Source organism: Streptomyces composti, from assembly GCF_012034205.1.
Taxonomy (GTDB): Bacteria; Actinomycetota; Actinomycetes; order Streptomycetales; family Streptomycetaceae; genus Streptomyces; species Streptomyces composti.
Genome location: NZ_JAATEM010000012.1, coordinates 17175 through 38636 on the forward strand (window position 1 = coordinate 17175; position 21462 = coordinate 38636).

Annotated in this window: 25 protein-coding genes, 1 tRNA gene, 1 pseudogene and 1 riboswitch; of the genes and pseudogenes, 14 read left to right on the forward strand and 13 right to left on the reverse strand. The window is 70.4% G+C overall.

What is annotated here, in order from left to right; genetic code table 11:
* Positions 1 to 2: 2 nt before the first annotated feature.
* The gene (locus HCJ93_RS11505; protein WP_167993883.1) at positions 3 to 362 is read right to left on the reverse strand and encodes a hypothetical protein; all 360 of its coding nucleotides are present in this window, start codon (positions 360 to 362) and stop codon (positions 3 to 5) included.
* Positions 363 to 623: 261 nt separating this feature from the next.
* Between HCJ93_RS11505 and HCJ93_RS11510 the strand changes: the two genes are divergently transcribed.
* Positions 624 to 1376 (forward strand): MBL fold metallo-hydrolase, encoded by a 753-nt coding sequence (locus HCJ93_RS11510; protein ID WP_167993885.1) that lies wholly within the window; start codon positions 624 to 626, stop codon positions 1374 to 1376.
* A 109-nt stretch (positions 1377 to 1485) separates the two neighbouring features.
* Here HCJ93_RS11510 and HCJ93_RS11515 read toward each other — a convergent pair whose 3' ends face one another.
* On the reverse strand, positions 1486 to 2736 hold the full coding sequence (locus HCJ93_RS11515) for a PTS transporter subunit EIIC (RefSeq protein WP_167993887.1): 1251 nt from the start codon (positions 2734 to 2736) through the stop codon (positions 1486 to 1488).
* Positions 2737 to 2888: 152 nt separating this feature from the next.
* A complete protein-coding gene (locus HCJ93_RS11520; RefSeq protein ID WP_167993889.1) occupies positions 2889 to 4196 on the reverse strand; it encodes a PTS transporter subunit EIIC in 1308 nt (435 codons plus the stop codon).
* Positions 4197 to 4367: 171 nt separating this feature from the next.
* Here HCJ93_RS11520 and HCJ93_RS11525 point away from each other — a divergent pair, with 171 nt between their 5' ends.
* The 4 genes from HCJ93_RS11525 (at position 4368) to rdgB (ending at position 6867) form a co-directional block, all read left to right on the forward strand.
* The gene (locus tag HCJ93_RS11525) at positions 4368 to 4601 is read left to right on the forward strand and encodes a PTS sugar transporter subunit IIB (RefSeq protein ID WP_167993891.1); all 234 of its coding nucleotides are present in this window, start codon (positions 4368 to 4370) and stop codon (positions 4599 to 4601) included.
* Positions 4602 to 4734: 133 nt separating this feature from the next.
* Complete coding sequence (rph, locus tag HCJ93_RS11530) at positions 4735 to 5472, forward strand: ribonuclease PH (protein WP_167993893.1); 738 nt, start codon at positions 4735 to 4737, stop codon at positions 5470 to 5472.
* A 189-nt stretch (positions 5473 to 5661) separates the two neighbouring features.
* The gene (locus HCJ93_RS11535) at positions 5662 to 6060 is read left to right on the forward strand and encodes a hypothetical protein (protein WP_167993895.1); all 399 of its coding nucleotides are present in this window, start codon (positions 5662 to 5664) and stop codon (positions 6058 to 6060) included.
* 204 nt (positions 6061 to 6264) lie between these two features.
* Positions 6265 to 6867: an RdgB/HAM1 family non-canonical purine NTP pyrophosphatase gene (gene rdgB / locus HCJ93_RS11540; protein WP_167993905.1), complete on the forward strand. Its 603-nt coding sequence runs from the start codon at positions 6265 to 6267 to the stop codon at positions 6865 to 6867.
* 42 nt (positions 6868 to 6909) lie between these two features.
* On the opposite strand, the gene HCJ93_RS11545 is transcribed toward rdgB, so the two are convergent.
* From HCJ93_RS11545 to bcp, 4 genes are all read right to left on the reverse strand, one after another.
* Positions 6910 to 6984: transfer RNA gene (locus tag HCJ93_RS11545), tRNA-Leu, on the reverse strand.
* Positions 6985 to 6999: 15 nt separating this feature from the next.
* Complete coding sequence (locus tag HCJ93_RS11550) at positions 7000 to 7659, reverse strand: HNH endonuclease signature motif containing protein (RefSeq protein WP_167993907.1); 660 nt, start codon at positions 7657 to 7659, stop codon at positions 7000 to 7002.
* Positions 7656 to 8309 carry an HNH endonuclease signature motif containing protein gene (locus HCJ93_RS11555; RefSeq protein WP_167993908.1) on the reverse strand — a complete coding sequence of 218 codons (654 nt, stop codon included), beginning with the start codon at positions 8307 to 8309 and terminating at the stop codon, positions 7656 to 7658. The genes HCJ93_RS11550 and HCJ93_RS11555 overlap by 4 nt, the downstream gene beginning before the upstream one ends.
* Positions 8310 to 8487: 178 nt before the next feature.
* The gene (bcp, locus tag HCJ93_RS11560; protein ID WP_167993909.1) at positions 8488 to 8955 is read right to left on the reverse strand and encodes a thioredoxin-dependent thiol peroxidase; all 468 of its coding nucleotides are present in this window, start codon (positions 8953 to 8955) and stop codon (positions 8488 to 8490) included.
* Between the two features lie 93 nt (positions 8956 to 9048).
* On the opposite strand from bcp, the gene HCJ93_RS11565 reads away from it, so the two are divergent.
* The 3 genes from HCJ93_RS11565 to HCJ93_RS11575 all read left to right on the forward strand — a co-directional run bounded on the left by HCJ93_RS11565 (position 9049) and on the right by HCJ93_RS11575 (position 10286).
* On the forward strand, positions 9049 to 9378 hold the full coding sequence (locus HCJ93_RS11565) for a DUF3618 domain-containing protein (RefSeq protein WP_167993910.1): 330 nt from the start codon (positions 9049 to 9051) through the stop codon (positions 9376 to 9378).
* Positions 9379 to 9422: 44 nt separating this feature from the next.
* Complete coding sequence (locus HCJ93_RS11570; protein ID WP_167993911.1) at positions 9423 to 9779, forward strand: GroES family chaperonin; 357 nt, start codon at positions 9423 to 9425, stop codon at positions 9777 to 9779.
* Positions 9780 to 9862: 83 nt separating this feature from the next.
* A riboswitch (guanidine-III (ykkC-III) riboswitch) is annotated at positions 9863 to 9932 on the forward strand.
* A gap of 33 nt (positions 9933 to 9965) precedes the next feature.
* Positions 9966 to 10286, forward strand: coding sequence for a DMT family transporter (locus HCJ93_RS11575; protein WP_167993912.1), 321 nt, complete (start codon positions 9966 to 9968; stop codon positions 10284 to 10286).
* 37 nt (positions 10287 to 10323) lie between these two features.
* Here HCJ93_RS11575 and HCJ93_RS11580 read toward each other — a convergent pair whose 3' ends face one another.
* Entirely contained in the window at positions 10324 to 12669 is a 2346-nt protein-coding gene (locus tag HCJ93_RS11580; protein ID WP_167993913.1) for a transglycosylase domain-containing protein, read from the reverse strand.
* Positions 12670 to 13096: 427 nt separating this feature from the next.
* Between HCJ93_RS11580 and HCJ93_RS11585 the strand changes: the two genes are divergently transcribed.
* On the forward strand, positions 13097 to 13816 hold the full coding sequence (locus tag HCJ93_RS11585; protein WP_167993914.1) for a DUF1707 SHOCT-like domain-containing protein: 720 nt from the start codon (positions 13097 to 13099) through the stop codon (positions 13814 to 13816).
* 30 nt (positions 13817 to 13846) lie between these two features.
* Here HCJ93_RS11585 and HCJ93_RS11590 read toward each other — a convergent pair whose 3' ends face one another.
* Positions 13847 to 15211, reverse strand: coding sequence for an SGNH/GDSL hydrolase family protein (locus HCJ93_RS11590; RefSeq protein ID WP_167993916.1), 1365 nt, complete (start codon positions 15209 to 15211; stop codon positions 13847 to 13849).
* Between the two features lie 194 nt (positions 15212 to 15405).
* Here HCJ93_RS11590 and HCJ93_RS11595 point away from each other — a divergent pair, with 194 nt between their 5' ends.
* Together HCJ93_RS11595 and HCJ93_RS29425 are read left to right on the forward strand one after the other, a co-directional pair.
* Positions 15406 to 16776, forward strand: coding sequence for a DUF445 domain-containing protein (locus HCJ93_RS11595; RefSeq protein WP_167993917.1), 1371 nt, complete (start codon positions 15406 to 15408; stop codon positions 16774 to 16776).
* Positions 16777 to 16934: 158 nt separating this feature from the next.
* Positions 16935 to 17042: pseudogene (locus HCJ93_RS29425) on the forward strand (VOC family protein); the annotation flags it as partial.
* A gap of 38 nt (positions 17043 to 17080) precedes the next feature.
* Here the strand turns inward: HCJ93_RS29425 and HCJ93_RS11600 are convergent.
* Positions 17081 to 17383, reverse strand: a complete 303-nt coding sequence (locus HCJ93_RS11600) for a hypothetical protein (RefSeq protein ID WP_167993919.1) — start codon at positions 17381 to 17383, stop codon at positions 17081 to 17083.
* A 248-nt stretch (positions 17384 to 17631) separates the two neighbouring features.
* Here HCJ93_RS11600 and HCJ93_RS11605 point away from each other — a divergent pair, with 248 nt between their 5' ends.
* On the forward strand, positions 17632 to 18009 hold the full coding sequence (locus tag HCJ93_RS11605; RefSeq protein WP_167993921.1) for a VOC family protein: 378 nt from the start codon (positions 17632 to 17634) through the stop codon (positions 18007 to 18009).
* Between the two features lie 61 nt (positions 18010 to 18070).
* On the opposite strand, the gene HCJ93_RS11610 is transcribed toward HCJ93_RS11605, so the two are convergent.
* Entirely contained in the window at positions 18071 to 18532 is a 462-nt protein-coding gene (locus HCJ93_RS11610; RefSeq protein ID WP_167993923.1) for a pyridoxamine 5'-phosphate oxidase family protein, read from the reverse strand.
* 171 nt (positions 18533 to 18703) lie between these two features.
* Here HCJ93_RS11610 and HCJ93_RS11615 point away from each other — a divergent pair, with 171 nt between their 5' ends.
* Positions 18704 to 19441, forward strand: a complete 738-nt coding sequence (locus tag HCJ93_RS11615) for a VOC family protein (protein ID WP_167993925.1) — start codon at positions 18704 to 18706, stop codon at positions 19439 to 19441.
* A gap of 53 nt (positions 19442 to 19494) precedes the next feature.
* On the opposite strand, the gene HCJ93_RS11620 is transcribed toward HCJ93_RS11615, so the two are convergent.
* Positions 19495 to 19716 (reverse strand): DUF397 domain-containing protein, encoded by a 222-nt coding sequence (locus HCJ93_RS11620; RefSeq protein WP_167993927.1) that lies wholly within the window; start codon positions 19714 to 19716, stop codon positions 19495 to 19497.
* Positions 19713 to 20561 carry a helix-turn-helix domain-containing protein gene (locus HCJ93_RS11625; RefSeq protein WP_167993929.1) on the reverse strand — a complete coding sequence of 283 codons (849 nt, stop codon included), beginning with the start codon at positions 20559 to 20561 and terminating at the stop codon, positions 19713 to 19715. The genes HCJ93_RS11620 and HCJ93_RS11625 overlap by 4 nt, the downstream gene beginning before the upstream one ends.
* 214 nt (positions 20562 to 20775) lie before the next feature.
* On the opposite strand from HCJ93_RS11625, the gene HCJ93_RS11630 reads away from it, so the two are divergent.
* Positions 20776 to 21402, forward strand: a complete 627-nt coding sequence (locus HCJ93_RS11630) for an ATP-binding protein (protein WP_167993931.1) — start codon at positions 20776 to 20778, stop codon at positions 21400 to 21402.
* Positions 21403 to 21462 lie beyond the last annotated feature (60 nt).

Below are 21462 nucleotides of genomic sequence, written 5' to 3' on the forward strand. Positions count from 1 at the left end.
GCTCACAGCGGGTTCGCGTGGACGGCGCCGCAGGCGTCGACGGTCACCAGGAAGCGCCGGGGATGCGACGAGATCACCACCAGCAGCCAGGCGAACAGCCACAGGCCGAAGGTCAGCAGCGACAGCAGCGCGTGGAGCACATGGTTCACCTGCGCCGGGCGCTCCACGACGATGCCGTGGCCGGTGCGCTCCACGATCCTGCCCCGGGTCCTGCCGAGGTAGAGCTGCAGCGCCCGGTCCAGGTTGTCGCGCTGCTCGGCCGGCGGCACCGGCTCCGCGCGCCCGAGGTGGAGGATCTCGGCCTCGGGGTTCCGCCACGCGGAGTCGTTCGCGCCCATCTGCCTCGCCGCCTTGCTGCTCATGGGCCGTGCAGGCCTTCAGCATGCGCCCCGGACGTGCGGAACGGAAGGCGGAGCGGGAGGCTGGAGGAGAGCCGGTGCGCCCGGTGGCGGGCGCCCCGGCATGCGCCTCGCACGCCCCGCGTCCAGCCGAACCGGTGACAGCTCAGGTGAGTTCGCCCACAACGGCCACGGGTGGAGGAGCGACCGAAGGTTTTGCGCCTTACGCTCGACAAACCGCACGACCCCCGTGTCTCCATATCCGCCAGCGGAGGTTTCTGCTCCATGAAGCTCACCGTCGTCGGCTGCTCGGGGTCGTTCCCGTCCGCGGAATCGGCCTGTTCGAGCTACCTCGTCGAGGCCGACGGCTTCCGGCTGCTCCTCGACATGGGCAATGGCGCCCTTGGCGAGCTGCAGCGCCACTGCGGTCTCTACGACCTCGACGCGATCTTCCTCAGCCATCTGCACGCCGACCACTGCATCGACATGTGCGCCTACTTCGTGGCGCGCTACTACCGGCACGACGGAGGGCGCTGCGCCCCCCTGCCCGTCTACGGTCCCGAGGGCACCGAGCACCGGCTGACCACCGCCTACGCGGACACCCCGTCGGCCTCCTCGATGAGCGAGGTCTTCGACTTCCACACGGTCAAGCCGTCCACCTTCGAGATCGGCCCGTTCACCGTGCACACCGAGCGCGTGGCGCACCCGGTGGAGGCGTACGGCATCCGCGTCGAGCACGACGGGAAGTCGCTGGCGTACTCCGGCGACACCGGAGTGAGCCCGGCGCTGGACGAGCTGGCCCGGGACGCCGACCTCTTCCTGTGCGAGGCCGCCTTCACGCACGGCAAGGAGAACATCCCGGACCTGCACCTCAACGGCCGTGAGGCCGGTGAGACCGCGGCCCGCGCGCATGCCCGCCGCCTGGTCCTCACCCACATCCCCCCGTGGACCGACCCGCAGATCAACCTCGCCGACGCCCGCGCGGTCTACGACGGCCCGGTGGAACTCGCGGCGCCCGGCAGGACGTACGAGCTCTGAGGCGGCCCCGACCGGGCCGCCGGGGGCAGCGCCGCCCGGCATGACGCAGGCCCCGGAACCGAGTGCATCGGTTCCGGGGCCTGCGTTCGTCGGTGCTAGGCGGCCGAGGTCACGTCTTGGTGAGGTCCTCGACCTCCTCCTCGGGTTCGCGGCCCGGGGTGGGGAGGTTGAACTTGGCGATGGCGAAGCGGAAGACCGCGTAGTAGACCGCCGCGAAGACCAGGCCGATCGGGATGATCATCCATGGCTTGGTCGCCAGGTTCCAGTTGAGGGCGTAGTCGATGAAGCCCGCCGAGAAGGTGAAGCCGGCGTGCACCCCGAGCGCCCAGGTGACCGCCAGGGACAGGGCGGTGAGCACCGCGTGGATCACGTACAGCATCGGCGCGATGAACATGAACGCGAACTCGATCGGCTCGGTCACACCGGTGACGAACGAGGTCAGCGCCAGGGACACCATCATGCCCATCACGGCCTTGCGGCGCTCGGGCCGGGCGGCGTGCGCGATGGCGATGGCGGCGGCCGGAAGACCGAACATCATGATCGGGAAGAAGCCCGACATGAACATCCCGGCGTCCGGGTCGCCCGCGAAGAAGCGGTTCAGGTCACCGTGGACGACCTCACCGGCGGCGTTGGTGAAGTCACCGATCTGGAACCAGGAGACCGTGTTGACGAACTGGTGCATGCCGACCGGGATCAGCGCGCGGTTGACCAGACCGAACAGACCCGCACCGAAGGCGCCGAGACCGGTGATCCACTCGCCGGCGGCGGAGATGCCGTCACCGATGGGCTCCCAGACCAGGCCGAAGAAGACACCCATCGCGGTGCCGACGAAGGCCATGATGATCGGCACCAGCCGGCGGCCGTTGAAGAAGCCCAGCCAGTCCACCAGCTTCTTGCGGTGGTAGCGCTGCCACAGCACGGCCGAGAGCAGACCCATGATGATGCCGCCGAGGACACCGGGGTTGTTGTAGGTCGCGGCTATGTCCTCGCCGGCCTTGATCTGGGCCTCGGTGACAGGGAACGCCTTCAGGACGTTGCTGTAGACCAGGAAGCCGACCAGGGCGGCCAGCGCGGTGGAGCCGTCGGCCTTCTTGGCGAAGCCGATGGCCACGCCGATGCAGAAGAGCATCGGCAGATTGTCGAAGATGGCGCCACCCGCGGTGGCGAACACGGCCGCGACCTTGTCCCAGCCGAGACCGTCGGCGCCGAAGACGTCATCCTGGCCGAGCCGCAGCAGGATGCCCGCCGCCGGCAGGACGGCAATGGGAAGCTGAAGGCTGCGGCCGACCTTCTGCAGCCCCTGGAACAGGCCGGATCCCCGCTTCTTCGCGGGGGCCGCCGATGCGGTGGCGGTGCTCATGGTTCCTCCATCGGTGGTGGTCTACACCACTCAGTGGTGTAGACCTGTTGTAGCACGATGAAGGGCGCGTAAGGAACCCGTGATTCCTGCGACGTCCGCACTACGCTCGGTGACCGCCCCGAAGACCCGCCCGGCGCCCCCGAAAGCCCAGCTCAGGCCTTGGTGGTGTCCTCGACCTCCGCCTCCGGCTCCCGGCCCGGAGTCTTCAGGTCGAACCGGGTGATGGCGAGACGGAAGATCACGTAATAGAGGACGGCGAAGCACAGGCCGATCGGGATGATCGCCCACGGCCTGGTCGCCAGACCCCAGTTGATCACATAGTCGATCAGACCCGCGGAGAAGCTGAAACCGTCCCGGACGCCGAGCGCCCAGGTCACCGCCATCGACACACCCGTCAGCACCGCGTGCACCGCGTACAGCAGCGGGGCGACGAACAGGAACGAGTACTCGATCGGCTCGGTGATACCGGTGACGAAAGAGGTCAGCGCCACCGACAGCATCAGACCGCCGATCTCCTTGCGGCGGGCCGGACGGGCGCAGTGGGTGATCGCCAGGGCCGCCGCCGGCAGCGCGAACATCATGATCGGGAAGAACCCCGAGGTGAACTGCCCCGCATCCGGGTCCCCGGCCAGGAACATGTTGATGTCGCCGTGCACCACCCTCCCGTCCGGCGTCGTGTAGGTGCCGAACTGGAACCAGATGGGCACGTTCAGGAACTGATGCAGGCCCACCACGAGCAGCGCCCGGTTCGCCACCCCGAACACACCCGCACCCCAGGCGCCGAGACCGGTCATCCAGTCGCTGAAACTCTCCAGGGCCTCGCCGACCGGCGGCCAGATCCACAGGCACACCGCCGCGAACGCGATCGCCACGAACGCCATGATGATCGGCACCAGCCGGCGGCCGTTGAAGAAGCCCAGCCAGTCCACCAGCCGCGTCCGGTGGAAACGCTGCCAGAAGAACGCCGCGAGCAGACCGATGACGATGCCCCCGAACACCCCCGGATTCTGGTAGTCGTACGCCGTCACCGTGCCGTCCGCCAGCTGGCAGCCGACGTCCGGCACCGCCTTCGCGCCCTCCGGGCAGTCCTTGGGGAACTGCCGCAGCACATTGAAATAGACGAGGAAACCGGCCACCGCCGCCAGCGCCGTCGAACCGTCCGCCTTCTTCGCCATGCCGATCGCCACGCCGACGCAGAACAGCAGCGGCAGACCCAGCGAACCGTCCAGCAGCGCACCGCCCGCGCCGCTCATCACCTTGGAGACATTGGTCCAGCCGAGCCCGTCGTCGCCGAAGACGTCCGGCTGCCCCAGCCGGTTGAGGATGCCCGCCGCAGGCAGCACCGCGATCGGCAGCTGAAGACTGCGGCCCATCTTCTGCAGACCCTGGAACAGCCGGTTCCAGCGCTCCCGGACAGGGCTGACGGTCTCCTCGCTCCCGGCGGGACGGTCAGTGCTCATCCGGTCCCCTTCACTGCGGGTTTGGCGACCGTCCCCCCGGTGGTGTAGACCAGTCGACGGACGGTTCCGCTGTCGTGACGACATCATTCGGCACGCACGACACGACCGCTCGCGAAGATGGGCCAACTGTGGGTTACTGCGACAAAGCGGTTCGGATCAGGGAGAACGAACATGGCCACCAAGGCTGAGAAGATCGTTGCCGGGCTGGGCGGCATCGACAACATCGAAGAGGTCGAGGGCTGCATCACCCGCCTCCGCACCGAGGTCGCGGACCCCGCCAAGGTCGACGAGGCCGCCCTGAAGGCCGCCGGAGCCCACGGCGTCGTCAAGATGGGCAGCGCCATCCAGGTCGTCATCGGCACCGACGCCGACCCCATCGCGGCGGAGATCGAAGACATGATGTGAGGCGCCCGCCACCGGCACAGCCGGCACCCGGCACGGCGGCACAGCACGGCTGATCGACCGCCGCCCAAGGGTTCCGAGGGGCCCGCCCCACCACGGGACGGGCCCCTCACGCCTTACGGCTAGGCTCGAGACCATGTCTCGAATCGACGGCCGCACCCCCGAACAGCTCCGCCCGATCACCATCGAACGCGGCTGGAGCAAGCACGCCGAAGGCTCCGTCCTCGTCTCCTTCGGCGACACCAAGGTCCTGTGCACCGCCTCCCTCACCGAGGGCGTCCCGCGGTGGCGCAAGGGCAGCGGCGAAGGCTGGGTCACCGCCGAATACGCGATGCTCCCACGCGCCACCAACACCCGCGGAGACCGCGAGTCCGTCAAGGGCCGCATCGGCGGCCGCACCCACGAGATCAGCCGCCTCATCGGCCGGTCCCTGCGCGCCGTCATCGACTACAAGGCCCTCGGCGAGAACACCATCGTCCTGGACTGCGACGTCCTCCAGGCCGACGGCGGCACCCGCACCGCCGCCATCACCGGCTCCTACGTGGCCCTCGCCGACGCAGTCTCCTGGGCCCAGGACAAGAAGCTCGTCCGCCCCGGCCGCCAGCCCCTCACGGGCACCGTCAGCGCCGTCTCCGTCGGCATCGTCGGCGGCGTCCCCATGCTGGACCTCTGCTACGAGGAGGACGTCAAGGCCGACACCGACATGAACGTCGTCTGCACCGGCGACGGCCGCTTCGTCGAGGTGCAGGGCACCGCCGAGGCCGAACCCTTCGCCCGCGAGGAACTCGACGCCCTGCTCGACCTCGCCGTCGCCGGCTGCACCGAACTCGCCGCCGCACAGCGCGCCGCGCTCGCCGCGACCCTGGAGCGGTAGGAGAAGCGGCAGGAGAAGCCACGGCGGCATGGCAAGGTAAAAGGCGCACCAAATCAGGTGGCCGCCGCGGGCAACCACGCCGGTCACCGCCGCGTCTGAACGGGTACGGGCGCACCGGATCGAACCGATGCGCCCGGCCAGCCGCTGAAGGCCGGCCCGCAGACCGGCCGGCGAGGGAGGGACCGTTCCGTGGCCGCGAGCCTCCGACGCCGCACCGCAGCCGTCGCCGCCACCCTGGCGGCGGTCGCGCTGACCGCCGGACTGACCACCGGCTGCGACGCCGTCGACAAGGCACTGGACTGCGTCCAGACCGCCGACGCCATCGCCGACAGCGTCACCGAGCTCCAGCAGGCCGTGGAGAACGCCTCCGACGACCCCACCCAGCTCGAGGAGTCGCTGGACTCCATCGACAAGAACCTCGGCGAGATCGGCGACAAGACCGACAACGCCGACGTCGACAAGGCCGTCAAGGACCTCGGCAAGGCCGTCGACAACGTGCGCACCGCCATCGAGGACGGCGACAACACCCCCGACATCAGCCCGGTCACCGACGCGGCCGGCGAACTGACCAAGGTCTGCACGCCGTAACCAGGCCCGGCCGTCAGGCACCCTCCGCCCACCCGGCACCGGCGCGAAGGCGACGAGCGGTGCACCGGAACAGGGAACGGACCGGAGGACTGGCGCAGGGAACGGACCGGAGAACCAGCACAAGGAGCGGACCGGAGGACCGGACAGGGAACGGACCCGGGGGACCGGAACGGTGAACGGCCGGGGACCGGAATACTGGTCCCCATGACCCGCCTGATCCTCGCCACCCGCAACGCCGGAAAGATCACCGAACTCCGGGCGATCCTCGCCGAGGCCGGCCTGACCCACGAACTGGTCGGCGCCGACGCCTACCCGGACATCCCCGACGTCAGGGAAACCGGCGTCACCTTCGCCGAGAACGCCATGCTCAAGGCCCGCGCCCTGGCCCGGGCCACGGGCCTTCCCGCGGTCGCCGACGACTCCGGCCTGTGTGTGGACGTCCTGGGCGGCGCCCCCGGCATTTTCTCGGCCCGCTGGGCCGGCCGCCACGGCGACGACAAGGCCAACCTGGACCTGCTGCTGGCCCAGCTCTCCGACGTCCCCGACGAGCACCGGGGCGCCCACTTCGCCTGCGCCGCCGCCCTGGCCCTGCCCGACGGCACGGAGCGCGTGGTCGAGGGGCAGCTCCGCGGCACCCTGCGCCGCGAGCCCGCCGGCACCAACGGCTTCGGCTACGACCCGATCCTCCAGCCCGAGGGCGAGACCCGCACCTGCGCGGAGCTGGCCCCCGAGGAGAAGAACGCGATCAGCCACCGCGGCAAGGCGTTCCGGGCACTGGTGCCGGCGGTACGGGAGCTGCTGGGCTGAGAGACGACACGGGGCTGTCGCCACGGACAGCCCCTGCGTCGGTGGGCCCGGTGGGACTCGAACCCACGACACACCGGACCTAAACCGGCGCCCTCTTGCCAGCTGGGGTACGGGCCCGCAGCCGAGCTAACTCTACTGGGCGCGACGACGCGCTCGTCGGCCTCCTCGGCACCAGGTGTCCGTGATCGCGTGACAGTTGGGACAGAGCAACCGGAGGTTCTCCCGCCGGTTGTCGCTCCAGTCGCCGTTGATGTGATCGATTTCCAGTGTCATGGGCCTGCCGAGCCATTCCGGCCCTGTGCCGCACCTGGCGCACTCATGCGGCACGCCCACTGCGAGAAGGGCCCGGCGCAGCAGCACGGTCTCCGTCCGACGCGTCCCTTCGCGCTTGACCAGGATGTCCTCCGGTGCCTTCGCGTTGTGGCTCCGCTTGCCCCTCCGGTGCCCCTGCCCCACGAAGTGCGAGGTGGTGATGCCCTCCTCGGAGATCCACCGGCGCAGCGTCGCGCGCTGTCCGCCGTTGTCCGGGCGCCCCAGCCGGCGCGGCACCTCGGCGACGGAAGCCGATGCGAGGACCGCCGAACGCAACTCGTCGGACGTGGGACGGGGCGTCCGCTGGGAGAGACCGAGGTGGCGGATGTCGATCCCGAAGTGGGCGAAGCGCCTCATCAGGTGGCGACGGAGACTTCTGTACGGGCGAGTTCCCAGGAAGGCGATCACCTCGTCGAGGCTGGAGCACCGTGCCGCGGCTTCCGCCAGCCGCTCGCGCGTGTACCGGATGCCACCGGTCATCGGGCCGGACGCCCCTTGCTCCGGCCTCGGTAGGAGTCCGTCGTGGAGTGGCAGTTCGGGCAGAGGAACCGGAGGTTCTCGAAGCGGTTGTTGCGCCAGTCGCCGTCGATGTGGTCGATCTCGAGCGGGAGCGGATGCCCCTGCCAGACGCCGTCCGTCCCGCACAAGGCGCACCGCTCCTTCCTGCCGAGTTCGAGCATGGCCCGCTTGAGACGACCGCTGGGGACCCGCCTCGCGTGCTCCGACGCGTCCGCGACGAGGATCTCCTCGGGGGTCCGGCGGCGCTGATTGTGACGCTGCCGCTCGGTGCGGACCACCGGTGTGAAGTGGGATGTGTCGAGGCCGAGAGCCTTGATCCGCCGGGTGATGTGGGTGTGATGCCCCCCGACCACGTCGAGCCCGAGTCTGCGGAGAACCTCGCTCACGCTCTTCGAGCCGGCGACCACGGGTTCGAGGACTTCCCTGGACCACTTGGCGCCTTCGCGTTCGAAGTGGGAGACATCCACCCCCAGCTTCTTCATCCGCCGGGCGACGTAGTCACGCGTCGGACTCCTGGGATCCACCCCCAGCCTCACCAGCGCCTCGGAGAGGTTCCGCGCCCCTCGGGCCGCCTCCTCCAGCCGCTCCCTGGTGTACGCACTCGCCCCCATCGCGTCCTGCCCCCTCCGCCGGCGATCAGATGTTCGTGATCCCGTACGGAGTAACGAATCGTTTGTCGGACGGTCACGCACGGAATGCGGAGCGGCTCGTACCGGTGGTGCACGGCCGTGCACCACCGGTACGAGCCGCTCGGGGACGCGGGGGACGGGGCAGGTTCAGATGCCCAGGTCAGATGCCCAGGTCCTTGATGATCTTGGCTACGTGGCCGGTGGCGCGGACGTTGTAGAGGGCGCGCTCGACCCTGCCCTCCTCGTCCACGATGATCGTGGAACGGATGACGCCCATGTACGTGCGGCCGTAGTTCTTCTTCTCGCCCCAGGCGCCGTAGGCCTCCAGGACCTGCTTGTCCGGGTCGGAGAGCAGGGTGACCTTCAGGGACTCCGCCTCACGGAACTTCGCCAGCTTCTCCGGCTTGTCGGGGCTGATGCCGATGACGTCGTAGCCGGCGCCGGCCAGGAGCTCCAGGTTGTCGGTGAAGTCGCAGGCCTGCTTGGTGCAGCCGGGAGTGAGGGCGGCAGGGTAGAAGTAGACGATGACCTTGCGGCCCTTGCGGTCGGACAGGGAGACCTGGTTGCCGTCGGCGTCGGGGAGGGTGAAGTCGGGGGCCACGTCCCCGGGCTGGAGTCGCTCGCTCATCGGACTAGCGTAACCGGGGGTCCTGACATGGCGGCGGCGTGCGGAGCTGACAGACTGTCCGCACAGGTATCAGCGGATTTCGGAGGCGACACGGTGGCGGACACGGCGGACACCAGAACCCCGGCGCAGATCGAGGCGGACATCGAGCGCCGCCGGGCGGTCCTGGCCGAGACCCTGGACGAGATCGGTGTGCGCGTGCACCCGAAGACGATCATGGGTGATGCGAAGGCGAAGGTCGCCGCCAACGTGGATCACACGCTGGGGCGGGCCTACGTCGGCGTCAACCGTGTGGTGAGTGATGTGAAGGCGAAGTTCGTGGACGCGGACGGCTCTCCCCGCCTCGAGCGGGTCGTTCCGGTGGCGGTCCTGGTCGTGGGTGTGGTGGGGCTGCTGGCCCTGGGCACCCGGCGGCGCAGGGGCTGACCCGCCCGCGTCGGGTCGCGGCGAAGGCAGGTAGGTTTCACAGCGTGAGCGCCAACAGAAACGAGCACAGTCCTCAGCACGACAAGCTGCCCATCCGGATGCTGCACGACCGCGTACTCGTGCGGCAGGACACCAACGAGGGCGAGCGGCGTTCGGGGGGCGGCATCCTCATCCCCGCCACGGCGGCGGTGGGCCGGCGGCTGGCCTGGGCCGAGGTCGTCGCGGTGGGGCAGAACGTACGGACCGTGGAGCCGGGTGACCGGGTGCTGTTCGACCCGGAGGACCGCGCCGAGGTCGAGGTGCGGGGGGTCGCGTATGTGCTGATGCGTGAGCGCGATCTGCACGCCGTGGCCGCGGACCGGTTCGAGGGGTCCGAGGACTCGACCGGCTTGTACCTGTAAATGTAAACACCTGCGGTTCTCAGGCAGGAGGGGCCGGTGACCGTCGTCACCGGCCCCTCTCGTCGTCTCCTGGCTAGGATGGGAAGGTCCGGTGGTTGGCCGCTGGGACCCGACGAGACGCGCCGTACCGGGTGAAGGCAAAGACGACGCACCCCCGTTTCCTTTCGTGTCCCGGAGGTGTCCGTCATGGCCTGGGTGCTGCTCGTCGTCGCCGGTCTGCTCGAGGTCGGCTGGTCGGTCGGCATGAAGTACACCGACGGATTCACCCGGCTCTGGCCGAGCGTGTTCACCGGCGCCGGCATCGTCGCCAGCATGCTGCTGCTGTCGTACGCCGCCCGGACCCTGCCCATCGGCACCGCCTACGGCGTGTGGGTCGGCATCGGAGCGGCCGGGGCGGCGGTGCTCGGCATCCTGGTGCTGGGTGAGCCGGCGACCGCCGCCCGGATCTTCTTCATCTGTCTGCTGCTGGTGGCCGTGGTGGGCCTGAAGGCCACCTCGGGTCACTGACCGGACTCCGGCTCCCTCCGGCGGGCCGCGGCGCGCCTCAGGGCCTGCGGGTCGGGACGATGCCGCCGGGGCCGCCCTGGCCCGCGCCGCCGATGTCCCCGACGCCGCCGTCGTCACCGCCGGTGGTGCCGCCGTCGGTGCCGCTCGTGGTGCCGCCGCCGTCGGTCTGGCCGCCGGTGTTGCCGCCCGTGGTCTCGCCGGTGCCGCCCTGCTGGTCGCCGCCCTGGTCCTGGTCCTGGTCCTCGTCCTCGTTCTCGCCGGGCGTCTGCGCGGGCGGCTCCTCGCCCTCCGGCGTCTTCTCCTCGCCCGCTCCGGCCCCGTCGGAGGGCTCGCCGCTGGGGCTGCCGGAGCGGGACGGGTCCACCCGGTCCGCGCCGGGCATGAGCCGCAGGTCGAAGTCGCGCACCGGCTCGCCCTGCAGGGCGTCGCGGGTGAACTGGGCCCAGATTTCGGCGGGGGCGCCGCCGCCGTTGATGCGGGGCAGGCCGAGGGCGCCGTAGAGCTTCTTCTGCGCGCCGGTCTCCGGGTCCTGGGCCATCACGGCGACCACCGTGGCCAGTTCGGGCGTGTAGCCGGCGAACCAGGCGGCCCGGTCCTCCTCGGCGGTGCCGGTCTTGCCGGCCGCCGGGCGGCCCGCGCCCAGGGCGGCGGTGGCGGTGCCCTGGCGGACGACGCTGCGCAGCACCGAGGTGGTGGTGTCGGCGGCCTCGCGGCTGACCGCCTGCTCGGCCCGGTGCTTCGGCAGCTCGACCTTCTCCCCGTTGTGGGTGACCTTCTCGACGAGCCGGTACGGGTGGTGCTCGCCGTGGTTGGCGAGGGTGGCGTAGGCGGAGGCCATGTCGAGCGGGCTGGCGGTGGCGACGCCGAGGGCGATGGAGGGGGAGGGGGTCAGCTCCGGTGTGGAGGAGGGCAGGCCGAGGTCGATGGCGGTCTGCATGACCTTGTCGGAGCCGACGTCCACCGCCATCTGCGCGTACACCGCGTTCACCGATTTGTCGGTGGCCTCGCGGACGGTGATGTCGCCGTAGGAGCGCTGGTCCTCGTTCTCGGGGTCGTAGCGGCCGCCGCTCCAGCCCTGCACCGGGCGCTTGTTGGTGCCGTCGTAGAGGGTGTTCGGGGTGATCGGCCGGCCGTCCTGGGTGCTGGACTTGTGGTCGACGGCGGAGGTGAACACGAACGGCTTGAAGGTGGAGCCGACCTGGTAGTCCCGGCGGGTGGCGTTGGGTGTGTACTGCTTGACGTAGTCGATGCCGTTGTACATCGCGACGACCTTGCCGGTCTTCGGCTCCACGGCGGCGCCGCCCGCGCGGACGTAGGTGTCCACCGTGCGGTTCTTCTTGTCGAGCCGGTCGATCAGCTTGTCGTTGACGGCCTCGACGAAGGCGTCCTGCTTGTCCTTGTGCAGCGTGGTGGTGATGCGGAAGCCGCCCGCGTCCAGTTCCTCCTCGCTGACGATCTTGTTCTCGATCAGGTGGTTCTTGACCACGTTCACGATGTAGCCGCGCTGGCCGGACAGGCCGGTGGAGACGGTGGTCTGCTTGGGCACCGGGAACTTCATGCCGTCCCGTTCGGACCTGCCGAGCCAGCCCTTGGCGACCATGCCGTCCAGGACGTAGTTCCAGCGGGCCTCGGCCTTGTCGCGGTTCTCCGGGTGGGCGATCACGTCGTACTGGCTGGGCGCGTTGACGAGCGCGGCGAGGTAGGCGGCGCGGGCGGGGTCGAGCTCGGCGGCGTCGACGCCGTAGTAGGCGTGGGCGGCGGCCTGGATGCCGTAGGCGTTGCGGCCGAAGTAGCTGGTGTTGAGGTAGCCCTCGAGGATCTTGTCCTTGGACTGTTCGCGGTCCAGCTTGATGGCGATGAAGAACTCCTTCACCTTGCGGGTGACGGTCTGCTCCTGCCGCAGGTAGTAGTTCTTCACGTACTGCTGGGTGATCGTGGAGCCGGACTGCTTGCCCTTGCCGGTGGCGGTGTTCCAGGCGGCGCGGACCATGGCCCCGGGGTCGACGGCCGACTCGGTGTAGAAGTCGCGGTCCTCGGCGGCCAGGACGGCGTGCTGCGCGTCCTTGGAGACCTGGGCGAGGGTGACGTTCTCCCGGTTGACCTCCCCGTCACGGGCGATGACCGAGCCGTCCGCGTAGAGGTAGACGTTGGCCTGCTGGGTGGCGAGCGCGTTGGCGGGCGGGATCTTCACCAGGGTGTAGCCGAGGACGAAACCGCCGACGAGGAGCAGGGCGCCGACGAGGAAGGTGCCGAGCACCATCCGCCAGGTGGGGATCAGCCGCCGCCACCCGGTGCGCCTGCGCTTGCCCTGCGGGGCGCTGGCCGCCTGCGGCTCTCTGGGTGCCCAGCCCGGCTGGGGCTGCTGCTGCGGCTCGTCGCTCATGTCGTGCACGGACTCCTGTTTCGCCTCGTTCGCTCCAGTACGCCTGGTGCGCTCCCACTCATGGAAGACTGTCGCATCCGGCGAACAGTTCCCCGCCACGGCGCGCGTCGTGCAGACTTGCGGCTTCTCACACGCATGGCTGCCCCGGAACGGGTGACCGGCGCTTCTCCCGGCTGCCGGTGCCCGGAAAGGGCCGTGGCAACCGTCTTCGGCGTGCGCGGGACGGCCGGCTTCCGCAGGCGGGGGCGGCGGGTGCGGGCCGTGGACGCGGTCTCGTCACCGGTGACCTGGAGCGGGGAAGGGGAGCGCCGGGAGGTACGCGGAGCAGGGGAGCACGGGGAGCCGGGTTAGCGGCCGGAGCGGGGACCGGAGGCCCGGCGGACGTGGTCGTAGCCGTCGGTCGGGGGCAGATCGTAGGCTGCTGCGTATGACCGACGACGCTGTCCCGGACCTCCGCGCCTCCGACGCCGACCGTGAACGGGTCGCCGACATCCTGCGGGAGGCCCTCGCCGAGGGCCGCCTGGACATGGAGGAGTTCGGGGAACGCCTGGACGCGACGTACAAGGCCCGCACCTACGGCGAGCTGGAGCCGATCACCCGTGACCTGCCGAACGCGGGTGCGGCCGCGCCGGTGGTGTCGCTGAACAAGGAGCCCGCGACCAGCGGCACGTGGGCCGACCGGATCGTCCGCCGTGAGGACGACGGGGGCGCGCAGTGGGCCGTGGCGGTGATGTCGGGCTTCCAGCGCAAGGGCCGCTGGACCATGCCGCGCCGGCTGAACTGCGTGGCGTTCTGGGGCGGCGGTGAGATCGACCTGCGCGAGGCGGACTTCGCCGACCGGGAGGTCGTGATCAACGCGGTCGCGATCATGGGCGGGGTGGACGTCATCGTTCCGCCGGGCGTCGAGGTCGTGGTGCGCGGCATGGGCGTCATGGGCGGCTTCGACCACCGGGAGGCGGGCGTGCCGGGCGCCCCCGGCGCCCCTCGTGTGATCGTCACCGGCTTCGCCTTCTGGGGCGGCGTCGGCGTCCAGCGCAAGCTGCCGCGTGCCGAGAAGCAGCGGCTGCGTGAGGAACGCCGGCGGCAGAGGCTGGAGCGCGACCGCCACCGCGAGGAACGCGACCGCTACCGCAAGGAACTGGAGTGACCGTCCCGGCGGCCCGGTCCGCCGCGCCGTCTACAGCGCCGCCGACCCTCCGCCCTTGAGCAGGTCCAGGTCGAAGGACTCCGCCATGCGGGCGTAGCCCCGGTCGCTGAGGTGCAGATGGTCGCCGCAGTCGTACTCGCGGCGCAGTCTGCGCGGGTCGTAGGGGTCGCGCACGGCCCGGTCGAAGTCGACGACGGCGTCGAAGACGCGGCCCGCGCGGATCTCGGCGTTGATCTGCCGGCGCACCTGTTCGCGGGCGTCGGTGTAGCCGCGGTGGCCGCCGAACGGCATCAGCGTGGCGCCGACGACCTTCAGGCCCCGCGCGTGGGCGCGGTCCACCAGCGACCGCAGCCCGCCCACCACGCTCGCCGGGTCCGCGGTGCCCGGGGTGCGCAGGATGTCATTGATGCCGAGGACCACCACGACGACCTTCACGCCGGGCCGGTCGAGCACGTCGCGGCCGAAGCGGTTCAGGCCGCTGGGGTTCTCCGGCGGGCGGCCGAGGCCGTCGCCGAGGACGCGGTTGCCGCTGATCCCCTCGTTGACGACGCTGTAGCGCGGCACGTCCCGGCCGGCGGCGACGGCCGCGTGCAGCCGGTCGGACAGGACGTCCGGCCAGCGGGTGTTGCGGCCCGTGGCGGCGCCGATGCCGTCGGTGAGGGAGTCGCCGAGGACGACGATCGTGCCGTCGGACTCCTTGCTCAGCACGTCGAGGGCGGTCACGTACCGCCAGGAGGTGGAGCGCTCGGTGTAGGGGGTGCCCGTGGTGTCGCGGGTGTGCTCGCCGACGGCGGCGTAGGAGATCTGCCGGGCGTGCGGGTGCTGGGTGACCGGTCCTGAGGGGGTGGGGGAGTAGGTGGTGATCAGCACGTCCCCGTCGTGCGGGACGGTCAGCCGCACCGCGTCGCTGACCACTTGGCTGCCCGCGGGGATCACGACCGACGGCCGCCCGGTGAAGGTCAGCTGCCGCATCGTTCCGGCGAGCGCCGCCGGCGTGCCCGGGCCAGCGGCCACGGCTATCGAGGCGTGGCTGATGGTCAGCGGGGACTGCCCGTAGAGGTTCGACAGGGTGACGCGGGCGCTGGAACCGCCGACGCTGGTGTGGACGACGTTGCGCACCGAGCGCCCGGCCAGCCCGCGTATCTCCGTGCCGGGCTCGCCCCGGACCGGGGAGGTGGCCCAGGAGCCGACCCAGGTGCCGGTGGAGGCGGGTGCGGCCGGGTTGTTCTGGCCGCCACGGCCCGTGAGGCCGCCGCGGCCCTTGGTGCCCTCGTCCGAGGACACGCCGACGAAGATCGCGGTGGACACGGCCACGATCGCTGCGACGACCGCGGCGAGCAGGGCTCGGTACTTGGCGGGAGGCGTCATGGCGCCCCCGTCACGAGACCGGGTCATGCTGTGCTGTTCTCCTCGGGAGGTGGGAGCCCGAGGCTCCGATCCGATGAGCCCATGATGCGCCATGGGCGGGGCGCGGCTGACAGGACCCCCTTGCCATCCCCCTTCGGACAGACGCCGGGAACTTGTGTTCCGTTCCGGGAGTCGGTCAGGAAGGGACAATGTGTGAGGGATCGCCGAACGGGTGGAGCGGGATGGAACGCACACAAGCGCCAGATGCCGGGCAAACCGGCCGGCGGGCTGCGCGGGAGCAGGATCACACCGGGCGGCAGGACCGCTCCGCCCCGGCCGTCGACCGCGCGATGACGACGTTCAGCGCGGCGGACGAGGAGAAGCGGCGCGGCGTGCGCCGGATGAAACTCACCGCCACCGGGCTGCTGCTGTTCGTCGCGCTCGTCTACGTCCTGGCCAAGCTGGCCGCCGCCCAGGGCGCCGGGGCCTGGGCCGGCTATGTCGCCGCGGCCGCCGAGGCCGGCATGGTCGGCGCGCTCGCCGACTGGTTCGCGGTCACCGCCCTCTTCCGCCGCCCCCTCGGCCTGCCCATCCCGCACACCGCGATCATCCCCACCAAGAAGGACCAGCTCGGCGTCTCCCTCGGCGACTTCGTCGGCGAGAACTTCCTCTCCGAGGACGTGGTGCGCCAACGGCTGCGTTCCGTCGGCATCGGCAGCCGCCTGGGCGCCTGGCTCTCCGTGCCCGACCATGCCGACCGGGTCACCGCCGAGCTGTCCGCCGCGCTGCGCGGCGCGCTCACCGTGCTGCGGGACTCCGACGTCCAGGCGGTCGTCGGCGAGGCCGTCACCCGCCGCGCCCACGCCCAGGAGATCGCCCCCGGCGTGGGCAAGACCCTGGAGAAGATCGTCGCCGACGGCGGCCACAAACGCGCCGTGGACCTCGTCGTCTCCCGCGCCCACGACTGGCTGGTGCTGCACAGCGACTCCGTGATGGACGCCGTGCAGGGCGGCGCGCCCGGCTGGACGCCCCGGTTCGTGGACCGCAAGGTCGGCGAGCGCGTCTACAGGGAACTGCTGCGCTTCTGCGCCGAGATGCGGGACATGCCGAGCCATCCGGCCCGCGCCGCCCTCGACCGTTTCCTCACCGACTTCGCCTCCGATCTGCAGGCCGACTCCGAGACCCGCGAGCGGGTGGAGCGCCTGAAGACCGACATCCTGGGCCGCGACGAGGTCCAGGACCTCATCGCCTCCGTCTGGACCGCCGTACGCTCCATGATCGTCTCCGCGGCGGAGGACGAGCGCAGCGAACTCCGGCTGCGGGTGCGGGCCTCGCTGCTCTCCCTGGGCGCCCGGATGGCCGCCGACCCGAAGGTGCAGGGCAAGATCGACGGCTGGCTGGAGAGCGCGGCGGTCTACGTGGTCACCACCTACCGCAAGGAGATCACCTCCCTGATCACCGACACCGTGGCGAGCTGGGACGCCGAGCACACCACCAAGAAGATCGAGGCGAACATCGGCCGCGATCTGCAGTTCATCCGCATCAACGGCACGGTGGTGGGCTCGCTGGCGGGCCTGCTGATCTACACGGTGTCGCGGGCGCTGGGGGCGTAGGACTGCGGGGGCGGTGCGGAGCGGAAGCGGGAGGGGGAGGGGGAGCGGGAGCGGGAGCGTGGTGGTGCTGGAGGCGCCGGGCGCCAGGGCCCGCCCGCGACCGGAGGCGCGGGGACAAGCGCCGCCACGCTGACGGTCTGCTGGTGCACGGTCCTGGCGCCCAGGTCAGGGCCTCGGGCGCGGAGATCGTACGAGAGCTGCGGGACGAGGACTGGGGCGTACGCCGCTTCTTCGTCAGGGACCCCACCGGCCGCGTGGTGAACGTCCAAGGCGTAAGACGCCCCGCTTCTCTGCTCTGCTCTGTTCAGCCGCGGCGGTCGGCGACCGCCCAGGAGGCCAGCGCCACGGCACCGGCGACACCGAAGACCGCCGGCCAGGCGCCCACCTTCTTGGCCAGCGGATGCGACCCGGCGAATGCGGCGACATACGCGGCCGTCAGCGCACTCGCGGCCACCCCGCCGGCCTGCTGCCGCCACTGCCGCGCGGCCGTCGCACCGGCGGCGGCGAGGACCACCCCGCCCAGCTGCCGCTTCCGCGTCCAGCGGGCGACGCCGTAGCCGCCGACCAGTCCACTCGCGGCCACCACCGAGCTGGGAACCTTCGCCATGCCTTGCCTCCTGCTGCCGTGCCCCGTGCCGGGACGCGTGTCTCACCTGCCCCGAGGCTAACTCCCGCGGGCGCTGCCGGCGGCTCAGGGGCCGAGGTGCCGGTCGGGCAGACCGCCCGGCTCAGGGGGCGAGGTGCCGGTCGGGCAGGTCCCTCCGAACTCGTGGCTGCTCCCGGAAAACCCGTCGACGCCGCCCCTCCCGCCACGCCATCCTGCGAGACCGACCCGCCGCGCCCCTGGAGCCCCTCGTGAACCCCACGATCCGCCACATCACCTTCGACTGCACCGGCGACCCCTACGAACTCGCCACCTTCTGGAGCGAGGTGCTGGGACGCCCCCTCTCCGACGACGACAAGCCAGGCGACCCGGAGGCCCTGATCGAGGACCCGGCCGGCACCGGCCCCGGCCTGCTCTTCGTCCGCGTACCCGAGGCCAAGGCGACCAAGAACCGGCTCCACTTCGACCTCAAACCCACCGGCCGCACCCGCGCGGAGGAAGTGGCCCGCGCCCTCTCCCTCGGCGCCCGCCAACTGGCCGACCACACCCGCCCCGACGGCAAGGGCTGGGTAACCCTGGCCGACCCCCAGGGCAACGAGTTCTGCATCGAACGGGGCGACCTGGACTGACGCTCTGGGCCGCCGGCCCGGCCCGGTGGCGCCCCCTCCTCTCCCGCCCTCCCCTCCCGGCCTACCCGGCGTCGACGTCGAGTGCCGTTCCATACAGTCGGTCCACCTTCAGCCGGATGACCACCCGCCGCTCGGCGACCAGCTCCTCCAACAACGCCGCCTCGTCCTCCGGCCGCTCCCCCTCCGGGATCATCCCGAGCAGCTCCCGCCCGACCGCGTCGCCCGGAACGGACGTGATCTCCGAGACCTCGGCCAGCCCCTCGGCGACGGCGAACGACCACACGCTGCCGTCCGGCACATGCAGTGCCGCCCGTGGATCGCGCTTCAGATGCCGCACCTTGAGCCGGTCGGCCGTGGAGGAGAACCGCAGCAGCCGTGCGCCGGGATCCCAGGCATAGGCCATGGTCGTCAGATGGGGATGTCCGTCCCGCTTGACGGTCGCCAGCGTGCCGAACCGCTGCCGCCCGAGCACCGCGGAAAGCTCTTCTTCGGACAACACCCTGGGCCCTGGTCGTCGAGTCATGAGTTCCTCAACAGGCCCGTGCCACCGTTCATTTCGCTACCGGGGCGGCGTGCTGAGCCCATGGCCTGCTCCCGGAGCCCCTTGCTCGGCGGAGAACACCCACCGTCACGACCGTATGCCTGATTCGAAAACGGGTGGGTCGACGGCAGCGGTAGCCCTAGGATCGGCCGAATGGCTACGCGACTCGTGCAGATCAACATGAAGGCGCAGGACGACGCGGCGCTCGGCCGGTTCTGGGCCGAGGTGCTCGGGTGGGGGATCGACAGCGAGGCGCCCGGCGTCACCAATCTCGAACCCGTGGGCTTCTCCTACCCCGACCCTTCAGCGGTCTGCATCGACCTCATCGCCGACCCGGAGCCCAAGACGGTCAAGAACCGGGTGCACATCGACCTGGCCACCACCTCGGCCGCCCACCAGGCGGAGACGGTCGAGCGCCTGCAGAAACTCGGCGCGACGCTCGCCGACGTGGGCCAGGGCGACGTCCCCTGGACGGTCATGGCCGACCCGGAGGGCAACGAGTTCTGCGTTCTGGAACCCCGTCCGGTCTACCAGGACACGGGGCCGATCGCCGCGGTGGTCGTCGACTGCGCCGACCCGCGTCAGATGGCCCGCTTCTGGGGCGAGGCGACGGACTGGACGGTGCACGAGGTCGCCGACGATCACGCGAGCATGCGCTCCAGCGCCGGCGTCGGCCCCTACCTGGAGTTCGTCCGCACGCCCGACCCCAAGCGCGTATGGAACCGCGTCCACCTCGACATCAGGCCCTACCCCGGCGACGACATGGCGACGGAGGAGGCCCGCCTGCGCGCCCTGGGCGCCGGAGACCCCGGCATCGATCAGTCCGACATCCACTGGACGATCCTGACCGACCCGGAGGGCAACGAGTTCTGTTTGCTCACGCCTCGATGACGGGTCTTTGCAGGGGCCCGGGGCGGCTGGAGACTCGGGGGGTACTCGGCCGCTCAGCGGTTCTCCGACCAGCCTTGCCGCACCGCACGCGTGAAGGTGTGCCATGCCTCGGGGCTGACGGAAGCGACTACGTCAGCGCCGACTTTCGAGTCGCGTAGCCATATTCGGTCGCCCCCGGCTCCGCACTCGAGGCATTCGCCTCCCGCCCCGTTGCTGTAGGACGACGTGACCCATGCGGGCGGGGGCTGAGTGTTGTTACCGGGCGAGGGTTTCACTGTGTGCCTTCCTTCACCATGTCCTTGATCAGTTGGATGGACCGCCGCGGGCTCAGGGCGGCGGCCCTCAGCTCGTCGAAGGCGCGGTTGTACTCGCGGACATGGGGCTCGCCCTCCAAGTACATCGCGTCCGTAATGCCATCCCGGTACACGATGTCCGGGTCTTCAGGATCAGGGAACCCCAGCAAGGTGAACGACCCGGTGGTGGGACAAGTGCCCGCGTCGAACGGCAACACCTGCAAGGTCACACTCGGCCGATCTACTGCCCCCAACAGGTGCTCCAGTTGCGCCTGCATCAACTCGTGGTCGCCGATAACCCTGCGTACCGCCCCCTCGCTCACCACGAACCAGCAGTCGGGGGCGTCGGGAGCGTTGAGCATCGACTGACGTTCGAGGCGCACGCGGACGGCGCGCTCGATGTCCTCAGCAGGCAGGTACGAGCCGCAGGTGTGCAGTTCGCGGGCATACGGCTCTGTCTGGAGGAGACCGGGCAGTACCTCGCACTGATACTGGCGCAAGGTGGAAGCGTCCTGTTCAAGGCCGATGTAGATGGAAAACCATTGGGGCACGCCCGAGCCGTGTACCTGCCACCAGCTACGTGTCTTGGCCTGACGGGCCAGTGACTTCAGGAACTCGCGGAGCTCGTCCGTGGTGCCGTAGAAGCGGCACAACGCGTCCACGTCGGACGGCTGGACCCGCCCGCTGCCGGTCTCCATGCGATTGACCTTGGAACCGCTCCAGTCCAACGCCTCGCCGACCTGAGCGCAGGTGAGCGCACTCTGCTCGCGGAGCTTCTTCAGCTCGATCGACAGGCGACGCCGGCGGGCGGTGGGTGATCCGGCCATATCAACCCCGTTTCGGATAGCGGACGTTCAGTCTTGCGCCAAGGCTTGTGCCTGCCAATCACTCGGTCGTGGGAATCCCGCCGTGCACATTGCACGACGGGATACGCGAGCTCCACTCTGGTGGCGAAGCAACGCACCGTGATGCCCCATGACTGGCAGTCGTCCATGGGGTCACGTCGCGCGGAGAGGGGTTCTCGTGGGCCAGGAAGCATGCATGAGACAAACGTCATGGGATCTGGCCTTCACGGCCGAACCCAAGGAGGTGGCGGGGCTGCGCCGAGTCATGCGGTCGCACTTAGCCCTCTGGGAACTGCACGAGGTCATCGACCAAGCTCAGCTCTGTGTCAGCGAGTTGGTGGCCAACGTCATCACGCACGTCGGCCCCGGGACGCCGGCCACGCTCGGCGTCTCGATGAACGGAATGCGGCTACGCATCGAGGTCCGTGACCCGGACACTCGCGCCCTGCCCACCCTGCTCGACGCGAACATGGAGTCGGAGGGCGGCCGAGGCATGGCTCTGATCGACGCACTCGCCGAACGGTGGGGCGTTGAGCTCGGCCCCGACCGCAAGGTCACCTGGTGCGAGCTGGCGACCGGACTCACCTCCCCGAGCACCCCTGTGGAGACCTCCGGAGGCAGGCGGACCGAGGCGCGGGGGACGTACACAGATACGACCCAGCACTGTCTGTCGGGCGTGGGCAGGGATGGGCGAGTGATGGCTGAGGAGTCGGTGATCACCGTCATCACGGACTACCTGCACTGGCTGCGTGCACACGGTTGTGATGTGGAGTCAGCACTGGACCGTGTGCAGACGCGGTACGAGGCGGAGCTGGGGAGGTGACGCGCACAAAGCAGTCGGTGGTCGTCGGCCACCTCCCCGTGGTCGGGCATGAGACGGATG